Raw genomic sequence first — 19,028 nt, forward strand, 5'->3', positions numbered from 1 at the left:
GGATGGCCGAGCGCGACGCCGCCGATCACGCGGCATCGACGGTTCCCGGAAACAAGGCCTCGCGGCGCTGGGCCTGGCTGGGTGGCGTCCTGGGGGCGGGCATGGCCTTGGCCATAGTGCTGCAGCTCGGCGACGCGACCGACAGTGTGCTGACGATGATCGCCCGGTTGCCGCCGCTCGTCTGGCCGACCCTGCTGCTCTTATATCTGAGCCAGCCGCTGTCCGACTTCATGATCTACCGGCGGCTCTGGAACCTGCCGCCGACAGGTCTTGAGGCGTTGCTGCGCAAGAACGTCATCAACGAGGTCATGCTCGGCTATAGCGGCGACGCCTATTTCTATGTCTGGGCGCGTCGGGCGACCGATACGGCGATCGCGCCCTTCGCCGCCATCAAGGACGCCGGCATCGTCTCGGCCTTGCTGGGCAACGCCCTGACCCTGGTCCTGGCGGCGATCAGCGCGACGCAATTGCGCGAACTCGATGTCTTCCGGCAGGTGGGGCCGGCGCTCTGGTCGGCGGCCATCCCGCTGGCGATTTCGATCGGGGTCCTGCTCTTCGGGCGCCGGGTGTTCTCGCTGAGGCTGACCCAGCTGATCTATATCGGCGCGGTCGGCTGCCTGCGCCTGACCGTATGGGCCGGACTCACCATCCTGATCTGGCGGATGGCGCTACCGGACGCGCCCGCGGGCGTCTGGATCGTCCTTCTGGCGATTCGCTGTTTGGTCTCGCGTATTCCACTGGTTTCCAACAAGGACCTGGTGTTCGGCAATCTGGTCCTGCTGCTGCTGGGCGCCCAGGTCCCGATCGCGGTGCTGCTGGCGGCCCTGGCGCTCGTGACGCTTCTGTTGCATCTGCTGGTCATCGTCGGACTGAGCGCGACGGATCTGATCCGCGGTCCGCGCGCGCCCTCGGGCGAGGCGATCGGCGCGGCCGTCGCCGAGACGGGCGCGGCGCATGATTAGGTGGAGTCTTCCTGGACGGGATATCTGGCGAATCGGTGTGGTCGAGGCGCCGATCGTTGAGGTCGCCCGTCATGGCTTTCCGCCCAGCGCGCCCGTTCATTGGCTGCCCGAGGAAGGGCGTTTGAAGTTCGTGGCCGATCCGTTTGGCGTCTGGGTCGACGGACGTCTCCTGCTGTTCGCCGAGGCCTACGACTACCGGACCCGCCATGGCGTCATCGAGCTCATCGAGTTGGGCGCCGACTTTTCGCCCGTGCGGCGCTCGGTGGTCCTGCGCGAGCCTTGGCATCTCTCCTATCCGCAGGTCTTCGAGGCCGACGGCGACTGGTGGATGATCCCGGAGGCGCACCGCTCCGGCGTCCTGACGCTCTATCGCGCCGCGGCGTTTCCGCATCGCTGGGAGCCGGTTGTCCGGCTGGCCCTGGACGCGCCGGCCATCGACGCCACACCCTTCCGCTATGATGGTCTCTGGTGGCTGGCCTATTCGCCGGCCGGCCCCCAGCGCTGGAAGCAGGGGCGGCTGCTTCTGGCGTTCGCCGAACGGCTGACGGGGCCTTGGCGACGGCACCCGGGCAACCCGGTCCGCAACGATCTTGCGTCGAGCAGACCGGGCGGCACGGCGTGGCTGGAGAATGGCGTTCCATGCCTGCCGGTCCAGGACTGTACGCGCACCTACGGCGGGGCCTTGCGCGTGCTGAAGGTCCTGGAGCTTTCGTCCCGTCGCTTCAAGGCCGAGGCGAGCGCGCCGCTGCTTCCACCCTCTGGCGCGGGCGCCTATCGTCATGGCCTGCATACGCTGTCCGCCTGCGGACCGGTGACCCTGTTCGACGTCAAGCGCGTCGACCGGTCACTATGGTGAGGTAATTTTTGTAACTCGGCGTCGCCGAGTCATGCAGCCGCCGGGGTGTGGTTCGAGCGTTCAGCGCCCTGCTGGGAACGTCGCATTCCTGGAGGCGCGCCAAGGTCAGCTCCTGGCGCGACGCCGCCGCGGAAGCTGCCTGTCTTGGGTCTGACAGGGGTCGTGACCGGTCCGATCACGACCCTAGTCGGACGTTTCGACGCTCGGTGTGCTATTCATCAATTTTCCGCCCCGCCTCGCATCGCCACCCAGATCCGTCCGCGCGGGCGTTTGTCCGGTCAACACCTCCTTCCAGCAAGCTTGCCGAACACCGGCCCAAAAGCGACAAGCCTACGGGCCGAGGTTTGGCGTCTTTGGGGGCAGGTCGTGTTCAAGGTTTTGGTGAAGACTAGGCGGGGCGTGTTCGGTGTGGTCTCGGCGGCGCTGCTCGCCTCCGGCGGTGCGGCCTGCGCCCAGGTCGTCACCCTTAAGACCGCCTCCGACGGGGTGGTCGCCGAATACGTTCTTCCGAGCGCCGCCAGGACGCTGACCTTCGCGGACAAAGGCGTGGTGCGCACCGACTGGCGGGCCGAGGCTGTCACCCTGGCGGCGGACGGCGTCACGGCCCCGGCGCCGGTCACGCGCTTTTCCTTGCGCCTGCTACCTGACACGACAGAGTCCAACAGGGGATATATCGCTCTGACGCGCGTGGGGGAGGGCTATGTCCTCTATGCACCCGCCCTGGCCGGCGAGGGCATGACCCTCAAGCTAAGGGCGAAGGCCCCCGCCGGCTGGGTTCTGGAGCCCGAGCGCGACGCGAACGGCTATGTCTATCTGGGGCCGAAGTCCGCGGTGTCGATGTTGGCGAACGGGAAGGGCCGGTTGATCACGTCGCCGACCGTCGCGCCGGTACTGCGAAAGGCGACGGCCAGCGCCTTCGCTGATGCTGTCGTCTTCTACGCGGCGCGCTTCGGTTCGCCGACCAAGTCGCCGACGCTGGTCGTGACGACCCAGGGCGCGGGACCCGGAAGTTCGCGGGGCGACGTGACCGACACCGGCGTCATCTCCGCCCGCTTCCATGGCGAGACCTGGAAGGCGCCGTCGCCCGACGATCTGGACGAGGTCGGCAAGTTCGTGTTCCACGAGACGGCGCACGACTGGAACAGCCACACGGCCAAGCCGCGCGAAGGCGTCTCCTGGATCCACGAGGGCGGAGCCGAATACGCCGCCATCGTCGGGGCGGTCTCGACGGGCCACCTGAGCCGGGAGGCGGCGCTGGCCGACCTGTCAGGAAACCTGACGGGCTGCCGTCGCCGGATCGGGATGCGTGCGCCCGGCGCCGAGCGCATGACGGGCTCAGGGGCCTATGACTGCGGCGTGGCCGTCCAGTGGATCGCCGACATGGAGCTGCGCCGGGCCTCGAACGGCCGGCGTTCGATCTTCGACGTCTGGGCCAGGCTCATCGAGCGCGCTCGTCACGGTCAGGTCGAGTACGGGCCGGAAGATTTCCGCGCGCTTTTGGCGCCCGACACCGCGGTGATCCTGCTGCTCGACGGTCCCGGCGACCGGCGCTGGGCTGAGGTGGAACGCCGGTTGTCCGCGTTAGGCGTCAGCTGGACGAACCGGCCATCCCGCCAGGACTTGGTCACCGCCGCGTTGAGCCACCTCAATCGCCAGAACTGCAAGGCTGGATCCTCGACGGGCTTCTATATCCGCGAGGGCGGGATCCTAATGGACAACGCCGAGACATGCGGGCCGCTGTCGGGCGGAGTCGGGCTGGCAAAGGTCGAAGGATTCGATCCCCTGGCGCAAGCAGCGGCAATGTTCGACGCCGTCCAGGCGCGGTGCGCCGCTGGCCAGGCGGTGACCCTGACGGTCGTCGGCTCCGACCAGACCAAAGCGGCGGCCTGCGCGGCGCCGCTCGCCACGCCCGTCGCCTACAGCCTGAGCCAGGCGCCGGACTTCACCCTGCCGTTCAAACACTAGGGACCCACATCAAGCCTGGGCGCGAGCATGTCGCGCCCGGCCCTACGTCCGACTTCCACCTGTAGCGGGCTTTCCGAACGCCAGCTCCGCGCCCCCTCACCACATCGTCTTCGCCGCTCGCCCGGGCCATTCCCGGTCATAGGCTTCGCCCCCGACCTCTCCAGCCGTGACCGCCGCCAGCATGGCGCCAGGGGTGGGGAGATCCTGGGGATCGACGTGGCTCTCGGCCTTCCAGAGGCCCGAGCGGACGATGGCCCGGGCGCACTGGAAATAGGCTTCCTCGACCGTCACCACCGTCACCGTGCGCGGCGGCTTGCCGTCGACGGCGAAGCTGTCGAGCAGGGCGGGATCGGCGCTCAGCGCCGCGCGGCCGTTGACCCGGAAGGTTGTGCCCGAGCCCGGGATCAGGAACAGCAGGGCCACGCGCGGGTCGCGGACGATGTTGCGCAGGCTGTCGATGCGATTGTTGCCGCGCCGGTCGGGCAGCATCAGCGTGCGCGGATCGGCGACGCGGACGAAGCCGGGCAGGTCCCCGCGCGGGCTGCAGTCCAGCCCTTCGGGCCCGACCGTGGCCAGGGCCACGAACGGCGAGGCGGCGATCAGGGCCGCGTAGTGCGGGGTGATGTGGTCGGTGACCTTGACGGTCGAGGCGGCGACCGGCGTCGGCTGGTACAGGGCTTCCAGGGCCTCGAGGGTGGTGATCTGGTGCATCGCGTCCTCCCGTCAGCTCGCGTTTCTACGGGCTGGGCGGGGAGGGGGCAATCTCAGGCCGTCGCGGCCCGCGCGCAGGCTTCGGCGAGGATGCGGGCCGAGATCGGCTTGTCGACAACGGGGGTAAACCGGCCTTTCAGCTGGTCGGCGTTGCCGGTGACGTAGACGACCGGGATGCGGCCCAAGTGACGCTGGATGGCTTCGACGGCCTCGACGCCGGTGCCGCCCACGATGCGGTAGTCGGCGGTGATCAGATCGGGGGGATTGGCGAGAGCCAGGGCCAACGCGTCGGCCGCGCTGTCGGCGATATCGAAACTCGTGAAGCCCTGTTCCGCCAGCAGAGCCTCGACCTCGAACGCGACGAGGATTTCATCCTCGATAATCAACACGTGTCGGGCCTTCGCGTGCTCGGTCATTCACCGCAGCCTTCGTCTTCGTCCCAGGATCCATTTGAATGTCGGGGCGCGCTCGGGCGCCAGTCGCGTTTTCGTGATCATTGCAAACGCAAGGGTTGTAACTTGCCGCCTGGCTGCACGGCGGCGGAAAGCAGGCTATGGAAAGGAAAACCAAAGAAAATCGCAGGAGTGTCGCCCTTCCCATGCCCCAGTCCCTGATCCTCACCGAGAAACGCGGCCACGTCGCCATCCTCACCCTGAATCGGCCGGAGGCGATGAACGCCCTGGGCGCGCCGGGCGATGGCGACCAGGTGGCGGCCGCGTGCGAGGCGATCAACGACGACCAGGACATCCGCTGCGTGATCCTGACCGGCGCGGGCAAGGCCTTCTCGGCTGGCGGCGATGTCAAGGCGATGAAGGCGCGCGAGGGGGCGTTCGGCGGCAACGGCGTGGCCGTGCGCGACGGCTACCGCAAGAACATCCACCGCATCGTCCGGGCCATCTACGGCCTGGAGGTCCCGTCGATCGCGGCGGTGAACGGGGCGGCGATCGGCCTGGGCTGCGACGTGGCCTGCATGACCGACATCCGCATCGCCGCCGACACGGCGCGGTTCGGGGTGACGTTCCTGAAGCTCGGCCTGATCCCAGGGGACGGCGGCGCTTGGCTGATGCCGCGCACGATCGGCATGAGCCGCGCGGCCGAACTGCTGTTCACCGGCGACGTCATCGACGCGGCCAAGGCCGCCGAGTGGGGACTGATCAGCAAGGCCGTGCCGGCCGACACGCTGCTGGACGAGGCCATGGCCCTGGCGACGCGGATCGCGGCCCAGCCGCCGCACGCCCTGCGCATGGCCAAGAGCCTGCTCAAGCATGGCCAGACCGCCAGCTACGACACCCTGATGGAGATGAGCGCGGCCGCCCAGGCCATCGCCCACCACACCGAGGACCATATGGAAGGCGTCGACGCGATCCTCGAGAAACGTCAGCCGATTTTCAAAGGGGCTTAAGAATGGGCAAGGGCGCTTAAGATCATGGGCAAGGAAGCGAGCGGCGTCTGGGGCCAGCTGTCCGACGGCGAGAGCGAGGGCAAGCTGCTGTGGGAGCCGCCCAAGCTGATCTTCCGCGGCGCGGTGCGCGGCATCTATCAGGGCCACGCGCTACGCAATCTGCGCACCGAGGGCGACGACCTGGTGCTGAGCGACGGCACGCGCTTCACGCTCGAGCCCGGCCAGGCCGAGAAGTGGCTCCATGCGATCCTCAACCCGCCCTCGCGCCTGGACAAGCTGGGCGTGAAACCCGGCATGACCGTGGTGGTCGACGGGGTCGAGGACGCCGAGTTCCTGGCCGAGCTGGCGACTCGGGTCGAACCGGTCGACGCCGAGGACGCCGACGCCGTCGACCTGCTCTTCCTGGCCGCCGACGACCTGGCCGACCTCGACCGGCTGGAGGATCTGATGTGGACGCTCGCCGACAAGGGCGCGATCTGGATCGTCTCTCAGAAGGGCAAAGGCGCGCCGCTGAAGGACACCGACGTGCTCACGGCCGCGCGGGGCTTCGGCCTGTCCGACACCAAGGTCTGCGCTTTTTCCAAGACCCACACCGCGCTGCGCTTCGTGAAGCGCAAGACGCCCAAGGCCGCGCCGGCCGCCAAGCCAGTGGTGGAAGAGGACGGCGGGGCGTTCGAGGACGAGGACTAGGCGGCTTCCGCCTCGCGCGCCTTGGCGGCCGCCGTCGTCCCCGTCTTGCGCCCGAACTGCATCACCCCGTCCTGGACCTTGCCCAGCCGCAGAGCGGCCAGGTCGAGGGCGTAGTTCTGGTGCACCTTCCACGGCTTGCGCAGGCCCTGCTTGGGGAACTGGCCGATCGAGCGGGTGACGTAGCCGGACGAGAAGTCCAGCCACGGCGCCACCTCCATCTCGCCGTCGACGCGGGGCACGCAGTAGTCGGCGCCCGTGCGGGTCATGTGGTTGATCAGGCGGCAGACATATTCGGAGGTCAGGTCCGCCTTCAGCGTCCAGCTGGCGTTGGTGTAGCCGAAGGCCGAGGCCAGGTTCGGCACGTCGCTGAACATCATGCCCTTGTAGCTCATCGACTGGGACAGGTCGGCGACCTTGCCATCGACCACGACTTCCATGCCGCTGAGCAACTGCAGTTGCAGGCCGGTGGCGGTGACGATGATGTCGGCGTCCAGGGTCTTGCCTGACTTCAGCTGGAGACCGGTCTCGGTGAAGGTCTCGATGTGGTCGGTGACCACCGAGCTGGTCCCGGCCTTGATCGAGTCGAACAGGTCGGCGTCCGGCACCAGGCACAGGCGCTGGTCCCAGGGATTGTAGCGCGGGGTGAAGTGGGTCTCGACGTCATAGTCCGGGCCCAGGTGCTCGCGGACCAGGCCCAGCAGCTGCTGCTTGACCTTCTCGGGCTTCTTGCGCGCCAGGTTGAAGAACAGCATCTGCATCAGGACGTTCTTCCAGCGCGTGACGCCGTAGGCGGTCATGGCCGGCAGCTTCGAACGCAGCCAGTTGGCGACGCCGTCCTCGGCCGGGCGCGAAACAACGTAGGTCGGCGAGCGCTGCAGCATGACGACGTGACTGGCGGTCTTGGCCATTTCCGGCACCAGGGTCACGGCGGTGGCGCCGCTGCCGATCACCACGACCTTCTTGCCGGTGTAGTCGAGCGTCTCGGGCCAGTGCTGCGGGTGGACGATCTGGCCCCGGAAGCGCTCCGTCCCCGCGAATTCGGGCGTGTAGCCGGCCGAATAGCGGTAGTAGCCCGCGCACATGTAGAGGAAGCCGCAGGTGAACTTGACGATCTGGCCGTCGTGCTCGGCCTCGACCGTCCAGGTCGCGGTCTCGGTGGACCAGCTGGCGCGCTTGACCAGATGCTTGAAATGGATGTGGCGCTCGACGTCGTGCTCGCGCGCCGTCTCGCGGACGTAGCTCAGGATCGACGGGCCGTCGGCGATGGCCTTGGCCGCCTTCCAGGGTTTGAACGAATAGCCCAGGGTGTACATGTCGCTGTCGGAGCGGATGCCGGGATAGCGGAACAGGTCCCAGGTGCCGCCGATCGCCTCGCGTCCTTCCAGGATCGCATAGGTCTTGCCGGGGCAGTTCTTGGTCAGGTGATAGGCCGCGCCGATCCCCGACAGGCCCGCGCCCACGATCAGTACGTCGACATGTTCCATGGCCATCTCGTTTCCGCCCCCAAAGGGAGCGCGGCGCGCTCCCGTATCTGAAGTGTCTCTAGCGCCCATCGGTTGACCCGGCGTGGCTGTATGTGAACAGTGTTCACGAACAAACGACCGTTTTGACCGAACGTCAACTGCGGCCTATCGGATGACTTCATGTCCCTTCGCGACTTCGGCGTTCTGGTGCTCGTCTGCCTGGTCTGGGCCAGCAGCAACATCATCTCCAAGCTGGTCGTCGCCCATTGGGGCGTGCCGCCGCTCTACTATGCCGCCGTGCGCTTCGCGGTCGTCGCGATCCTGACCCTGCCGTGGCTGCTGCCGGCGCCGAGACCGACCTGGCGGATGGTGCTGGTGGGCCTGCTGATGGGCGGCGGCAACTTCGCCTTGCTGTTCATGGGCTTCAAGACCGCCTCGCCCTCGGCGGCGTCGGTCGTGATCCAGGTCGGGGTGCCGTTCACGACCTTGCTGTCGGTGCTGATCCTGGGCGAGACGATCCGTTGGCGGCGCGGGCTAGGCATCGCCCTGACTCTGCTGGGCGCGGTGGTCGTGATGTGGAGTCCGCATGGCCTGGAGCTTTCGGCCGGCCTCTGGCTGATCGTCGCGGCCGCCTTCACCGGGTCGTTGGGCGCGGTAATGATGAAGCAGGTCGAGGGCGTGAAGCCGTTGCAGTTCCAGGCCTGGGTGGGCTTTTCATCCTTCTGGCCCCTGGCGGCGATGAGCGCCTTCATCGAGCCTGGCCAGATCGCGGCGGGGTTCCACGCCGGCTGGCCGTTCGTGGCGGCGGTGCTGTTCTCGGCCCTGGTGGTTTCGGTCGTGGCTCATACGGCCTATTACGGTCTGATCCAGCGCTACGAGGCCAACCTGATCGCTCCGCTCACCCTGCTGACGCCGTTGTTCACCATCGGCCTGGGCGTCGTGATCACCCACGACCACTTCGACCTGCGGATGGGAATTGGCGCCGGCCTGGCCCTGACCGGCGTCTTGATCATCGCGCTTCGGCGGAATCAGGTCATGCCGTTGCTGATGTCGATCCGGAACCGCGCCCAATGAGCGTCCCCCTTATCGAGGCCCCGTCGCCGAACTTCGACGCTCGCAAGGCCGTGCCCGACACGATCGTCCTGCACTACACGGGCATGGAGACGGGCGAGGCGGCCATCGCGCGCCTGCGCGACCCCGAGGCCAAGGTCTCGGCCCACTATTGCGTCGAGGAAGACGGCCGCGTCTTCCGCCTCGTGCCCGAGGAGCGCCGCGCCTGGCACGCCGGCGCCGCCTTCTGGAAGGGCGTCAAGGACATCAATTCGGCCTCGATCGGCGTCGAGATCGTCAATCCCGGCCACGAGTTCGGCTATCGCCCGTTTCCCGAGGCCCAGATCGCCGCGGTGATCAACCTGCTGGCCGACGTGCGCTCGCGCTGGATGATCCCCGACAGCCGGATCCTCGGCCATTCCGACATCGCTCCGGCCCGCAAGATCGATCCGGGCGAGCTGTTCCCCTGGAAACGCCTGGCCGAGAGCGGCCACGGCCTGTGGATCGAGCCGGCCCCGTCCCCCGGCGCGCCGCTGGGCCAGGGCGAGGAGGGGACGGGCGTCTTCGCCTTGCAGGCCGGCCTGACCCGCCTCGGCTACGACTGCGCGCCCAGCGGCAAGTACGACGAGTGGACGACGACGATCGTCTCGGCCTTCCAGCGTCACTGGCTGCAGAGCCGCTTCGACGGCATCGCCGACGGCGAGACCCGGGCCCGCCTGGTGGGCCTGCTGCGCGCGGCGGCCGACTGATGCATCCGGCCAAGGCGTTCCGCGTCGAGGATCGAGCGACCCTGCTGGACTTCATCGCCAGCCATCCGTTCGTCATCCTGGCCGCCAGCGTCGGCGGGCGGCCGTTCGTGGCCCAGGCGCCGGTGGTGATCCGCGACCTGGATGGCGAGGTCGCGCTGGATTTCCACCTGTCGCGCGCCAACGCCCTGGCGCCGCATCTGGTCCAGGGCTTCCGCGCCGTGGCCCTGGCGACGGGTCTGGACGCCTATGTCAGCCCCGACTGGTACGAGAGCGCCGACCAGGTCCCGACCTGGAACTACCTGGCCGTCGAGGCCGAGGGCTCGATCGCGCCGCTGAACGAAGCCGAACTGATCGCCTTGCTCGACGACCTCTCGGCCCGGGAAGAGGCGCGGCTGCTGCCGAAGGCGCCCTGGACCCGCGATAAGATGAGCGACGGCCGCTTCGAGGCCATGCTGCGCGGCATCGCCGGCGGCCGGCTGTTCGTCGAGCGGCTGGAGGGGACGTTCAAGCTGTCGCAGAACAAGTCGGACGCGGACCGCCTGGGCGCGGCCGAGGGGCTGGGCGACCATCCGATCGCGGAAATGATGCGAAACCTTCCCTGAACCCGCTCTCCCCGGCGAAAGCCGGGGCCCAGATTCATCCGGAGAAGTTGAAGTGCTCGCGCCCGTGCGCCATGCCCATCCGGCAGGTCCGCGGGTTCGATCTGGGCCCCGGCTTTCGCCGGGGAGAGCGGATGAAAAGTTGACCTCCGCCTCGTGCCGCTTCAAACACCGTCCCGGACCAGATGGTCGGGCGGTCGCGGTCTTCGCAAGAAGGTCGAGGAAAGTCCGGGCTCCACGGTGACAAGGCGGTGGGTAACGCCCACCGGGAGTGATCCCAGGGATAGCGCCACAGAAAGCAAACCTCCTCCCTACGGGGCGGGAAGGGTGAAAGGGTGGGGTAAGAGCCCACCGCGGACCTGGCGACAGGGACGGCATGGCAAGCCCCGCCTGGAGCAAGACCGAATAGGGATCCCGCTCCGGCCTCGCGTCGGATAGGCCGTCACTGGCCGAGAGGATCCGGGTAGGTCGCGAGAGCCGTCCAGCAATGGCCGGCCAAGAGGAATGATCGTCGCCGCTCTCCTTTCTCCGGATTGGCGGGGCGGAACAGAACCCGGCTTACAGACTGTCTGGTCCGATCCTCCCCCGCGGAGCGGGGGAGGTGGATCGCTGCGAATACGCAGCGAGACGGAGGGGGCTAGCTCGGCCTGGCCCCTCAGTCGCTCCGCGACAGCTCCCCCGCGCCGCGGGGGAGCATCTAAAGCCCACATCCGATGACACGGGCCGCCACCCGCGCGGTCTTCATTCGATGAGTTCTGTGTATGTTCTGTGGATTAACTATCACGCCCAGTGAAGAAGGAGTGCGACACCTTTGAAATCTCGATGAAACGGGCCTTAGTGTCATTGTTTCCCAGTTCATCCCATGTTAACCCAATTTGTGTCGGGGCGGGGTAGCCGACCGACGTGGGACTGGCGGGGATCGGCTTTCGTGTTTCTCTCGACGTTCGAGAAACAGCTCGACAGCAAGCGGCGCATCGTTGTGCCGCAGGAATTCCGCGCGGCCGTCTCCGGCATGTTCGACGGGATCTTCTGCTTTCCGGCGATCGAGGCCGATTGCCTGGAAGCGGGCGGAAAAGCCTTGTTCGACCGTTACTTGGCGGTGATCGAGGAGCTGCCGTTCGGCGATCCGACGCGCTCGGCCCTGGAGGTCAGCATCCTGGGCGGCATGGCCAAGCTGTCGTTTGATACAGCTGGTCGCATTACGCTTCCCGACCAGCTGTGCGAAATGTGCGGTCTCACGGATTGGGTGACCGTCGTCGGTATGGGTGAGCGTTTTCAGATCTGGTCCCGCGAGGCTTTCCAGGCCCATCGCGCGGCTCAGCGTGATCTGGCCCGGGAAGGCCTGGCGGCCCTGCGCGTCCAGCAGCGCGCGGCCAAGCTGGGGAGCGCCTCGTGAGCGAAGCGCCGCACATCTCGGTCCTGCTCGATGAAGTGGTCGAAGCCCTGGGGGCGGGCCCTGGCGACACCATCGTCGACGGCACCTTCGGGGCGGGCGGCTACACCCGCGCCATCCTGGCCACGGGCGCGAGCGTCGTGGGCTTCGATCGCGATCCGACCGTCCAGCGTTTCACCGAAGGTCTGCCGGCCGACCGCTTCCGTCTGATCCAGGACCGCTTCTCGCAAATGGCCGCGCATTTCGAGCCGCGCTCGGTCGATGGCGTGGTGCTGGATATCGGCGTGTCGTCGATGCAGCTCGACGAGGCCGAGCGTGGCTTCTCGTTCATGCGCGACGGGCCGCTGGACATGCGGATGAGCGACACGGGTCAAACCGCCGCCGACCTCGTCAACACGCTGGACCATACCGAGCTGGCCCGCATTCTCTACGTCTATGGCGAGGAGCATGCCTCGCGCCGGATCGCCAGCTTCATCGTCAAGCGTCGCGAGGAGCGCCCGTTCGAACGCACCCTGGATCTGGCGCATGTGATCGAGCGCGCCCTGGGCGGGCGCAAGGGCGCCAAGGTCCATCCGGCCACCCGCTCGTTCCAGGGCCTGCGCATCGCGGTCAATGACGAGCTGGGCGAGCTGGAGGCCGGCCTCGCCGCCGCCGAGCTTATCCTGAAGCCGGGCGGCCGCCTGGCGGTGGTGACCTTCCACTCGCTGGAAGACCGCATCGTCAAGAATTACCTGGCCGAGCGGGCGGGGCGCACGCCGGGCGGGTCGCGTCACCTGCCGCAGGCGCCCGCCGGCGCGCCCGCCAGCTTCCAGCTGATCGCCAACAAGGCCATCGCCCCCAGCGAGGCCGAACTGGCCGCCAATCCGCGCGCGCGCTCGTCGAAGCTGCGCGCCGCCGTGCGCACCGAGGCGCCGGTCTGGGAGGCCGCGGCATGACCGTCGCCGGTGTCTTCAACCGCCGCGTCCGCGGCTTTCGCGTCGTCGAGGTCGTGGGCGGCGGCATCCTTCTGACGCTGGTCACGAGCGTCTATCTGGCCAAGACCTTCGCGGGCAGCGAGCGGCAGGAAATCGGTCGCATCGAGCAGGAGATCCAGGACGAGGCGGTCCGCAAGCGCCTGCTGGAAGCCGAGGTCGCCCACCTCGAGCAGCCGCGGCGCATCGAGCGGCTGGCGCAGATGATGCAGCTGAAGCCGATCGCGCCGGACCACGAGATCACCGAGGACGCCCTGATCGACGTCGCGCGTCGTCGCGAGTTGCCACGCGCCCCAGTCGCGGCCGCGCCGGTCGCGCCCGAGGATCTGGCCGCCGACGCGCCCGAAGCCCTGCCGGACGACGCCGCGATCCCGCCCCCGCCACCGCCGCCCCAAGCTCCGGTGGCGCCGCGATGAGCCTCTCGAACCTTGGCCCCAACGGCTTCCAGCCCGCCATCTGGCGGTGGCTGATCGAGCGCGTCTGGCGCCTGGAGCACGCGTTCGAGCGCTCGCGCGCCGCCGCCAAGCCCGAAGACGACACCCGCATCCGCATTTTCCTGGTCATGGGCTTCTTCAGCCTGTGCTTCGTCGGCGTGGGCCTGGGCGCGGGCTGGGCGGCGCTGTTCTCGCGCGCGGGGCAGGGCGTCGGTTACGCCCAAGGCGCCGACGGCGCGCGCGGCGACGTGGTCGACCGCAATGGCAAGCTGCTGGCCGTCGACCTGGCGCACTACGCCCTCTACATCGATCCGCGCGAGGTCTGGGATACCAAGGAAACCCGCAAGGCGTTGGGCAAGGCCCTGCCGCAGGTGCCAGCCAAGCGCCTGGACAAGGCCGTGTTCGGCGATCACCGCGCCTTCGTCCTGGGCGGGCTGACGCCCGACGAGAAGGACGCGATCTTCAATCTCGGCCTGCCCGGCGTCTCGTTCGAGGAGCAGGAGCGGCGGATGTATCCGCTGGGGGCGACCGCCGCCCACCTGATCGGCTTCGTCGACAGCGGCGGCAAGGGCCTGGCCGGCGCCGAGCGCGCCCTGGACGATCCGATCCGCAAGGCCGCCGGCCTGGACGGCGGCGCGCCGACCCAGCTGTCGATCGATGTCCGCGTGCAGGCCGCGCTGGAAGACGAGCTGCGCAAGGCCGCCGAAGAGTTCACGCCGCGCGGCGCCGTGGGCCTCGTCACCAACGTCCATACGGGCGAGATTCTGGGCCTGGCCAGCTGGCCCGACTATGACGCCAACAAGGCTGGTGACGCCACCGACGAGCAGCGCCTGAACCGCGCCGCCGCCTCGGTCTACGAGATGGGCTCGACCTTCAAGGCCTTCACCGTGGCCATCGGCCTCGACACCGGCGTCGCCACCCCGACCTCGACCTTCGACGCCCGCGAGCCGTTCAAGCTGGGCTATCGCACCATCCACGACTATCACGCCGCCAAGGCCATCCTGACCCTGGTGGAGGTGTTCAAGCACTCGTCGAACATCGGCACGGCCATGCTGGCCGAGCGGATCGGCGGCGAGCGCCTCAGCCAGTATTTCAACAATCTGGGCCTGACCAAGCCGGCCAAGGTCGAGCTGCCGGAATCGGCGCGGCCTCTGACCCCGCGCAAGTGGGACCAGGACGCGGTGGCCTCCACCTCGTTCGGCCACGGCATGAACGTCAGCCCGCTGGCCCTGGCCCAGGCGATGAACGCCATCGTCAACGGCGGCGAGCTGCTGCCCCTGACCATCAAGAAGTTGCCGGCGGGCGTGCGCCCCGAGGGGCGGCGGGTGCTCTCCGAGAACACCTCGATGGAAATGCTGAAGATCATGCGGGCCAATGTCGTGCCCGGCCAGGGCGGCAGCGGCGGCAAGGCCGACGTTCCGGGCCTGTCGGTCGGTGGCAAGACCGGCACCGGCGAGAAGTACGACCCCGCGATCCGCGGCTACAACCACCAGCGCCAGGTCTCGTCGTTCGCCGCGACTTTCCCGACCGACGGCCCGCTGGAGGCCGACCGCTACTTCGTGCTGATCCTGCTGGACGAGCCGCATGGCAACGCCAAGTCGTTCGGCTTCTCGACGGGCGGCTGGGTCGCCGCGCCGGCCGCGGGCCGGGTGATCGAACGCATCGCGCCCTTCCTCGGCGTGCAGAGAAAAACCGAGCTGGTGACCATCGCCAGCCAGCCCAAGACGGCTGCTCCGGAGGCGGGACTATGACCAGGCATCTGTCGGAACTGTTCAACCGTCCCTTCGCCAACGATCCGCTGATCGCCGGCGTCACGGCCGACAGCCGCAAGGTCACGGCTGGCTGGCTGTTCGCCGCCCTGCCGGGGACCAAGGTCGACGGCCGCGACTTCGCGCCAGGCGCGGTGTCCAAGGGCGCGTCGGCGGTGCTGGCCCCCGAGGACGGCCTGGAGGGGCTGGGCGTGCCGGTGGTGCGTTCGGAAGACGCCCGCCGCGCCTACGCCCTGGCCTCGGCCGCCTTCTGGGGCAAGCAGCCGGCCATGTGCGTGGCGGTCACCGGCACCAACGGCAAGACATCGGTCGCCGGCTTCTGCCGCCAGATCTTCGCCCGCCTGGGCCGCAAGGCCGCCAGCATGGGCACCCTGGGCGTCGTGGTCAGCGAGGCCGGCCAGCCCGACCAGCAACTGACCCCGCCCGGCCTGACCACGCCGGACGCCGGCGATGTCGCCGAGATGGTCGCGCGCCTGGCCGAGATGGGCGTCACCCACCTGGCTCTGGAAGCCAGCTCGCACGGCGTCGACCAGCGCCGCGTCGACGGCGTCAAGCTGCGCGCCGCGGGCTTCACCAACTTCACCCAGGACCATCTCGACTATCACGGCTCGATGGAGGCCTATCGCGCCGCGAAGCTGCGCCTGTTCGACACCCTGACGCCGACCGGCGGCACGGCGGTGCTGAACGCCGACAGCGAGGCCTTCCCGAACTTCGCCGCCGCCGCCGTCACCTCGGGCCAGAGCGTATTCTCGGTGGGCGAGGACGGCCAGGGTCTGCGCCTGGTCGGCCGCACCCCGACGCCGGACGGGCAGCGCCTGCTGGTCGAGGCCGATGGCCATGGCTACGACATCCGCCTGCCGCTGGCCGGGGCCTTCCAGGCCTCGAACGTGCTGGTCGCCGCTGGCCTGTGTATCGCCGCCGGCGAGGACACGGCCAGGGTGCTGAAGGCCCTCGAGACGCTGGAAGGCGCGGCCGGGCGCCTGCAGCGCGTCGGACGGGGTCCCAAGGGCGGCGAGGCCTATGTCGACTACGCCCATACGCCGGATGGGTTGGAGACGGTGCTGGAAGCGCTGCGCCCGCACACCGCCGGCAAGCTGATCGTCGTGTTCGGCGCCGGCGGCGACCGCGATCGCGGCAAGCGTCCCCTGATGGGCGCCATCGCCGCGCGTCTGGCCGACATCGCCATCGTCACCGACGACAATCCGCGCTCGGAGGAGCCGGCCTCGATCCGCGCCGCCATCCTTGAAGCCGCGCCCGGGGCCCGCGAGATCGGCGACCGCCGCGCCGCCATCCGCGCCGCCGTCCAGCTGATGGGTGAGGGCGACGTGCTGGTCATCGCCGGCAAGGGCCACGAGCAGGGCCAGATCGTCGCCGGCGTCGTCCACCCGTTCGACGACGTGGCCGAAACCTTGGAAGCGCTGGAGGGCGTGGATGCCTGAAGCCCTCTGGACCGCTGACGAGATCGCCAAGGCGGTCGGCGGCCGGGTCGCCGGCGATTTCGCCGTGACCGGCGTCTCGATCGATACCCGCTCGGTCGAGCCGGGCGACCTGTTCGTGCCGCTGGTCGGCGCGCGGGACGGCCACGACTTCGTTCCTCAGGCGATGGGCAGCGGCGCGACCGGCGTCCTGGCCGCCAAGCCGGTCGACGCCCCAGCGGTGATGGTCGAGGACACCTTCAAGGCTCTGGAAGCATTGGGCGTCGCGGCCCGTGAGCGGGCGCCGCTATGCAAGCGCGGGGCGGTGACCGGTTCGGTCGGCAAGACCAGCGTCACCCGAGCCGTCGAGGCGGGTCTGCGTCTGGCCGGCAAGGCCCACGCCTCGGTGAAGTCGTACAACAACCACATCGGCGTGCCCCTGACCCTGGCCCGGATGCCGCGCGACACCGAGCGCGCCGTGTTCGAGGTCGGCATGAACCACGCCGACGAGATCACGCCGCTCAGCCAGTTCGTCCGGCCGCACGCGGTGGCGATCACCACGGTCGGTCCCGTCCACCTGGAGAACTTCGCCGACGGCGAGCAAGGCGTGGCCCGCGCCAAGGCCGAGATCTTCGCCGGCCTCGAGCCGGGTGGCGTCGCCGTGCTGAACGCCGACAATCGGTGGTTCGGCTTCCTGAAGGCCGAGGCCGAGAAGGTCGGAGCCGAGGTCTGGAGCTTCGGGTCTTCTCCGGATTGCACCGCTCAACTGGTCTCATTTTCATCCGCTCTCCCCGGCGAAAGCCGGGGCCCAGATGACGAAGCGATCGGCGCCCAGGATGAATCTGGGTCCCGGCTTTCGCCGGGAAGAGCGGTTGTCAAAGCGGTCCTTCGTGGAGAACCGATCGAGTTCACCTTGCTGCAGACCGGAGTCCACTGGGGCCCCAACAGCCTCTGCGTCCTGTTGATGTTGGAAGCCCTGGACGTGCCGCGCGAGACCGCTCTGGCGGCCCTGGCCGCCTTCGCGCCGATCGAGGGACGCGGGGCCGAGAAGACGATCCGCGTCGACGGCGGCGCCTTCACCCTGGTCGACGAGAGCTACAACGCCAATCCGGTATCGATGCAGGCCGCGCTGAAGACCTTGGGGGCGCGCAAGGTCGCCGGCCGCCGGGTCGCCGTGCTGACCGACATGCTCGAATTGGGCGAGGACAGTTCGCGCTTTCACGCCGAGCTTGCGGGCCCGATCGCCGATGCAAACGTTGACGTGGCTTTTCTTGCGGGCGTCCACATGAAATCGCTGTGGGAGGCGCTTCCGCCGACTCGGCGGGGCGGCTACGCGGAAGTTACCGAAAAGTTAACGACGGCGCTGGCAGGGGCGATCAAGCCTGGCGACGTGGTGATGGTGAAGGGGTCGAACGGATCTCGCGCCGGCGTGCTCGCCGCCGCGCTGGCCGCGCTCGATCTTGGGGAACAGGGCTGATGCTGTACTTCCTGTACGAATGGCTGGCGCGCACGCAAGAGCACGTCCCGGCGATGAACCTGTTGAAATACCTGACCTTCCGGTCGGGCATGGCCATGCTGACGGCCTATGTCGTCGCCGTGGCCATGGGCTCGCGCTTCATCCGCTGGATGAAGGCCAAGCAGGGCAAGGGCCAGCCGATCCGCACCGACGGCATCGCCCGCCACGTCACCGAGAAGGCCGGCACGCCGACCATGGGCGGCTTCATGATCCTGGCCGGCCTGTTCGTCGCGGCCCTGCTGTGGGCCGACCTGCGCAACATCCACGTCTGGGTCGTGCTGCTGGTCACCGGCAGCTACGGCGTGCTGGGCTTCATGGACGACTACGCCAAGGTCACCAAGCAGACCACGGCCGGCCTCTCCAGCGTCCAAAAGCTGATCGCCCAGTTCATCGTGGCCATCGCCGCCACCGTGATCCTGATCCTGTTCGCGCCGAAATCGCCGATGACGCCGGGCATGGAAACCAGCGTGGTCTTCCCGATCTTCAAGGCGCTGGTGATCAATCTGGGCTGGTTTTACGTGGTGTTCGCCGCGGTCACGATCGCCGGCTTCTCCAATGCGGTGAACCTGACCGACGGGCTCGACGGCCTGGCCATCGTGCCGGTGATGTTCGCCGCCTCGACCTTCGGCCTGATCGCCTACCTGGTGGGCAATTACAAGTTCGCCGACTATCTGAACCTGCACTTCGCGCCGGGGGTCGGCGAGCTGGCGGTGCTGTGCGGCGCGATCATCGGCGGGGGCATGGGCTTCCTCTGGTACAACGCCCCGCCGGCCAAGATCTTCATGGGCGACACCGGCTCGCTGGCCCTGGGCGGCGCGCTGGGCGCGATCGCCGTCTGCGCCAAGCACGAGCTGGTCCTGGGCATCGTCGGCGGTCTGTTCGTGGTCGAGGCGCTGAGCGTCATGATCCAGGTCGCCTACTTCAAGAAGACCGGCAAGCGGGTCTTCCTGATGGCGCCGATCCACCACCATTTCGAGAAGCTGGGCTGGGCTGAATCCACCGTCGTGATCCGCTTCTGGATCGTGGCGATGATGCTGTCCTTCGTCGGCCTCGCCACGCTGAAGCTGCGCTAGGGAGACCCGG

18 protein-coding genes and 1 other RNA gene are annotated in these 19,028 nt (G+C 68.4%); 16 read left to right on the top strand and 3 right to left on the bottom strand.

Translation table 11 applies throughout. The features are described 5' to 3' along the window. The first annotated feature begins 2 nt into the window (after positions 1-2). The 3 genes from ABIC66_RS14225 to ABIC66_RS14235 all read left to right on the top strand — a co-directional run bounded on the left by ABIC66_RS14225 (position 3) and on the right by ABIC66_RS14235 (position 3,783). Entirely contained in the window at positions 3-962 is a 960-nt protein-coding gene (locus tag ABIC66_RS14225; RefSeq protein ID WP_354070942.1) for a hypothetical protein, read from the top strand. A 130-nt stretch (positions 963-1,092) separates the two neighbouring features. Beyond that, positions 1,093-1,818 carry a glucosamine inositolphosphorylceramide transferase family protein gene (locus ABIC66_RS14230; RefSeq protein WP_502910359.1) on the top strand — a complete coding sequence of 242 codons (726 nt, stop codon included), beginning with the start codon at positions 1,093-1,095 and terminating at the stop codon, positions 1,816-1,818. Positions 1,819-2,184: 366 nt separating this feature from the next. Further along, positions 2,185-3,783 carry a hypothetical protein gene (locus ABIC66_RS14235; RefSeq protein WP_354070944.1) on the top strand — a complete coding sequence of 533 codons (1,599 nt, stop codon included), beginning with the start codon at positions 2,185-2,187 and terminating at the stop codon, positions 3,781-3,783. Positions 3,784-3,879: 96 nt separating this feature from the next. Here the strand turns inward: ABIC66_RS14235 and ABIC66_RS14240 are convergent, their stop codons facing one another. Then, positions 3,880-4,494, bottom strand: coding sequence for a pyridoxamine 5'-phosphate oxidase family protein (locus ABIC66_RS14240; protein WP_354070945.1), 615 nt, complete (start codon positions 4,492-4,494; stop codon positions 3,880-3,882). A gap of 53 nt (positions 4,495-4,547) precedes the next feature. Further along, positions 4,548-4,910, bottom strand: coding sequence for a response regulator (locus tag ABIC66_RS14245; protein ID WP_354070946.1), 363 nt, complete (start codon positions 4,908-4,910; stop codon positions 4,548-4,550). A gap of 182 nt (positions 4,911-5,092) precedes the next feature. Between ABIC66_RS14245 and ABIC66_RS14250 the strand changes: the two genes are divergently transcribed. Together ABIC66_RS14250 and ABIC66_RS14255 are read left to right on the top strand one after the other, a co-directional pair. Continuing rightward, complete coding sequence (locus ABIC66_RS14250; protein WP_354070947.1) at positions 5,093-5,896, top strand: crotonase/enoyl-CoA hydratase family protein; 804 nt, start codon at positions 5,093-5,095, stop codon at positions 5,894-5,896. 24 nt (positions 5,897-5,920) lie between these two features. Continuing rightward, positions 5,921-6,586: a DUF3052 family protein gene (locus tag ABIC66_RS14255; protein ID WP_354070948.1), complete on the top strand. Its 666-nt coding sequence runs from the start codon at positions 5,921-5,923 to the stop codon at positions 6,584-6,586. Here ABIC66_RS14255 and ABIC66_RS14260 read toward each other — a convergent pair. Further along, on the bottom strand, positions 6,583-8,076 hold the full coding sequence (locus tag ABIC66_RS14260) for a flavin-containing monooxygenase (RefSeq protein ID WP_354070949.1): 1,494 nt from the start codon (positions 8,074-8,076) through the stop codon (positions 6,583-6,585). The genes ABIC66_RS14255 and ABIC66_RS14260 overlap by 4 nt on opposite strands. A 153-nt stretch (positions 8,077-8,229) precedes the next feature. Between ABIC66_RS14260 and ABIC66_RS14265 the strand changes: the two genes are divergently transcribed. From ABIC66_RS14265 to mraY, 11 genes are all read left to right on the top strand, one after another. Further along, positions 8,230-9,123 carry a DMT family transporter gene (locus ABIC66_RS14265; RefSeq protein ID WP_354070950.1) on the top strand — a complete coding sequence of 298 codons (894 nt, stop codon included), beginning with the start codon at positions 8,230-8,232 and terminating at the stop codon, positions 9,121-9,123. Continuing rightward, entirely contained in the window at positions 9,120-9,848 is a 729-nt protein-coding gene (locus ABIC66_RS14270) for a peptidoglycan recognition protein family protein (RefSeq protein WP_354070951.1), read from the top strand. Before ABIC66_RS14265 ends, ABIC66_RS14270 begins: the two co-directional genes overlap by 4 nt. Beyond that, positions 9,848-10,450 (top strand): FMN-binding negative transcriptional regulator, encoded by a 603-nt coding sequence (locus ABIC66_RS14275; RefSeq protein WP_354070952.1) that lies wholly within the window; start codon positions 9,848-9,850, stop codon positions 10,448-10,450. The genes ABIC66_RS14270 and ABIC66_RS14275 overlap by 1 nt, the downstream gene beginning before the upstream one ends. 178 nt (positions 10,451-10,628) lie before the next feature. After that, positions 10,629-11,024, top strand: an RNA gene (rnpB, locus tag ABIC66_RS14280) — RNase P RNA component class A. A gap of 351 nt (positions 11,025-11,375) precedes the next feature. Then, on the top strand, positions 11,376-11,843 hold the full coding sequence (locus ABIC66_RS14285; RefSeq protein WP_354070953.1) for a division/cell wall cluster transcriptional repressor MraZ: 468 nt from the start codon (positions 11,376-11,378) through the stop codon (positions 11,841-11,843). Beyond that, positions 11,840-12,775 (top strand): 16S rRNA (cytosine(1402)-N(4))-methyltransferase RsmH, encoded by a 936-nt coding sequence (gene rsmH, locus ABIC66_RS14290; protein ID WP_354070954.1) that lies wholly within the window; start codon positions 11,840-11,842, stop codon positions 12,773-12,775. Before ABIC66_RS14285 ends, rsmH begins: the two co-directional genes overlap by 4 nt. After that, positions 12,772-13,227, top strand: coding sequence for a cell division protein FtsL (gene ftsL / locus ABIC66_RS14295; protein WP_354070955.1), 456 nt, complete (start codon positions 12,772-12,774; stop codon positions 13,225-13,227). Before rsmH ends, ftsL begins: the two co-directional genes overlap by 4 nt. Further along, positions 13,224-14,996: a peptidoglycan D,D-transpeptidase FtsI family protein gene (locus ABIC66_RS14300; protein WP_354070956.1), complete on the top strand. Its 1,773-nt coding sequence runs from the start codon at positions 13,224-13,226 to the stop codon at positions 14,994-14,996. Before ftsL ends, ABIC66_RS14300 begins: the two co-directional genes overlap by 4 nt. Continuing rightward, entirely contained in the window at positions 14,993-16,453 is a 1,461-nt protein-coding gene (locus ABIC66_RS14305; protein ID WP_354070957.1) for a UDP-N-acetylmuramoyl-L-alanyl-D-glutamate--2,6-diaminopimelate ligase, read from the top strand. The genes ABIC66_RS14300 and ABIC66_RS14305 overlap by 4 nt, the downstream gene beginning before the upstream one ends. Then, positions 16,446-17,906, top strand: a complete 1,461-nt coding sequence (locus ABIC66_RS14310; RefSeq protein ID WP_354070958.1) for a UDP-N-acetylmuramoyl-tripeptide--D-alanyl-D-alanine ligase — start codon at positions 16,446-16,448, stop codon at positions 17,904-17,906. Before ABIC66_RS14305 ends, ABIC66_RS14310 begins: the two co-directional genes overlap by 8 nt. Next, entirely contained in the window at positions 17,906-19,018 is a 1,113-nt protein-coding gene (gene mraY, locus ABIC66_RS14315) for a phospho-N-acetylmuramoyl-pentapeptide-transferase (protein ID WP_354070959.1), read from the top strand. Before ABIC66_RS14310 ends, mraY begins: the two co-directional genes overlap by 1 nt. Positions 19,019-19,028: the final 10 nt, after the last annotated feature.

It is taken from the genome of Caulobacter sp. 1776 (assembly GCF_040545685.1).
Taxonomy (GTDB): Bacteria; Pseudomonadota; Alphaproteobacteria; order Caulobacterales; family Caulobacteraceae; genus Caulobacter.

What these genes read in the sequence shown, in the direction of transcription:
- ABIC66_RS14225 (WP_354070942.1), top strand. Translation starts at nt 3, where the DNA reads ATGGCCGAGCGCGACGCCGCCGATCACGCGGCATCGACGGTTCCCGGA.
- ABIC66_RS14240 (WP_354070945.1), bottom strand. Translation starts at nt 4,494, where the DNA reads ATGCACCAGATCACCACCCTCGAGGCCCTGGAAGCCCTGTACCAGCCG.
- ABIC66_RS14245 (WP_354070946.1), bottom strand. Translation starts at nt 4,910, where the DNA reads ATGACCGAGCACGCGAAGGCCCGACACGTGTTGATTATCGAGGATGAA.
- ABIC66_RS14250 (WP_354070947.1), top strand. Translation starts at nt 5,093, where the DNA reads ATGCCCCAGTCCCTGATCCTCACCGAGAAACGCGGCCACGTCGCCATC.
- ABIC66_RS14255 (WP_354070948.1), top strand. Translation starts at nt 5,921, where the DNA reads ATGGGCAAGGAAGCGAGCGGCGTCTGGGGCCAGCTGTCCGACGGCGAG.
- ABIC66_RS14260 (WP_354070949.1), bottom strand. Translation starts at nt 8,076, where the DNA reads ATGGCCATGGAACATGTCGACGTACTGATCGTGGGCGCGGGCCTGTCG.
- ABIC66_RS14265 (WP_354070950.1), top strand. Translation starts at nt 8,230, where the DNA reads ATGTCCCTTCGCGACTTCGGCGTTCTGGTGCTCGTCTGCCTGGTCTGG.
- ABIC66_RS14270 (WP_354070951.1), top strand. Translation starts at nt 9,120, where the DNA reads ATGAGCGTCCCCCTTATCGAGGCCCCGTCGCCGAACTTCGACGCTCGC.
- ABIC66_RS14275 (WP_354070952.1), top strand. Translation starts at nt 9,848, where the DNA reads ATGCATCCGGCCAAGGCGTTCCGCGTCGAGGATCGAGCGACCCTGCTG.
- ftsL (WP_354070955.1), top strand. Translation starts at nt 12,772, where the DNA reads ATGACCGTCGCCGGTGTCTTCAACCGCCGCGTCCGCGGCTTTCGCGTC.
- ABIC66_RS14300 (WP_354070956.1), top strand. Translation starts at nt 13,224, where the DNA reads ATGAGCCTCTCGAACCTTGGCCCCAACGGCTTCCAGCCCGCCATCTGG.
- ABIC66_RS14305 (WP_354070957.1), top strand. Translation starts at nt 14,993, where the DNA reads ATGACCAGGCATCTGTCGGAACTGTTCAACCGTCCCTTCGCCAACGAT.
- ABIC66_RS14310 (WP_354070958.1), top strand. Translation starts at nt 16,446, where the DNA reads ATGCCTGAAGCCCTCTGGACCGCTGACGAGATCGCCAAGGCGGTCGGC.
- mraY (WP_354070959.1), top strand. Translation starts at nt 17,906, where the DNA reads ATGCTGTACTTCCTGTACGAATGGCTGGCGCGCACGCAAGAGCACGTC.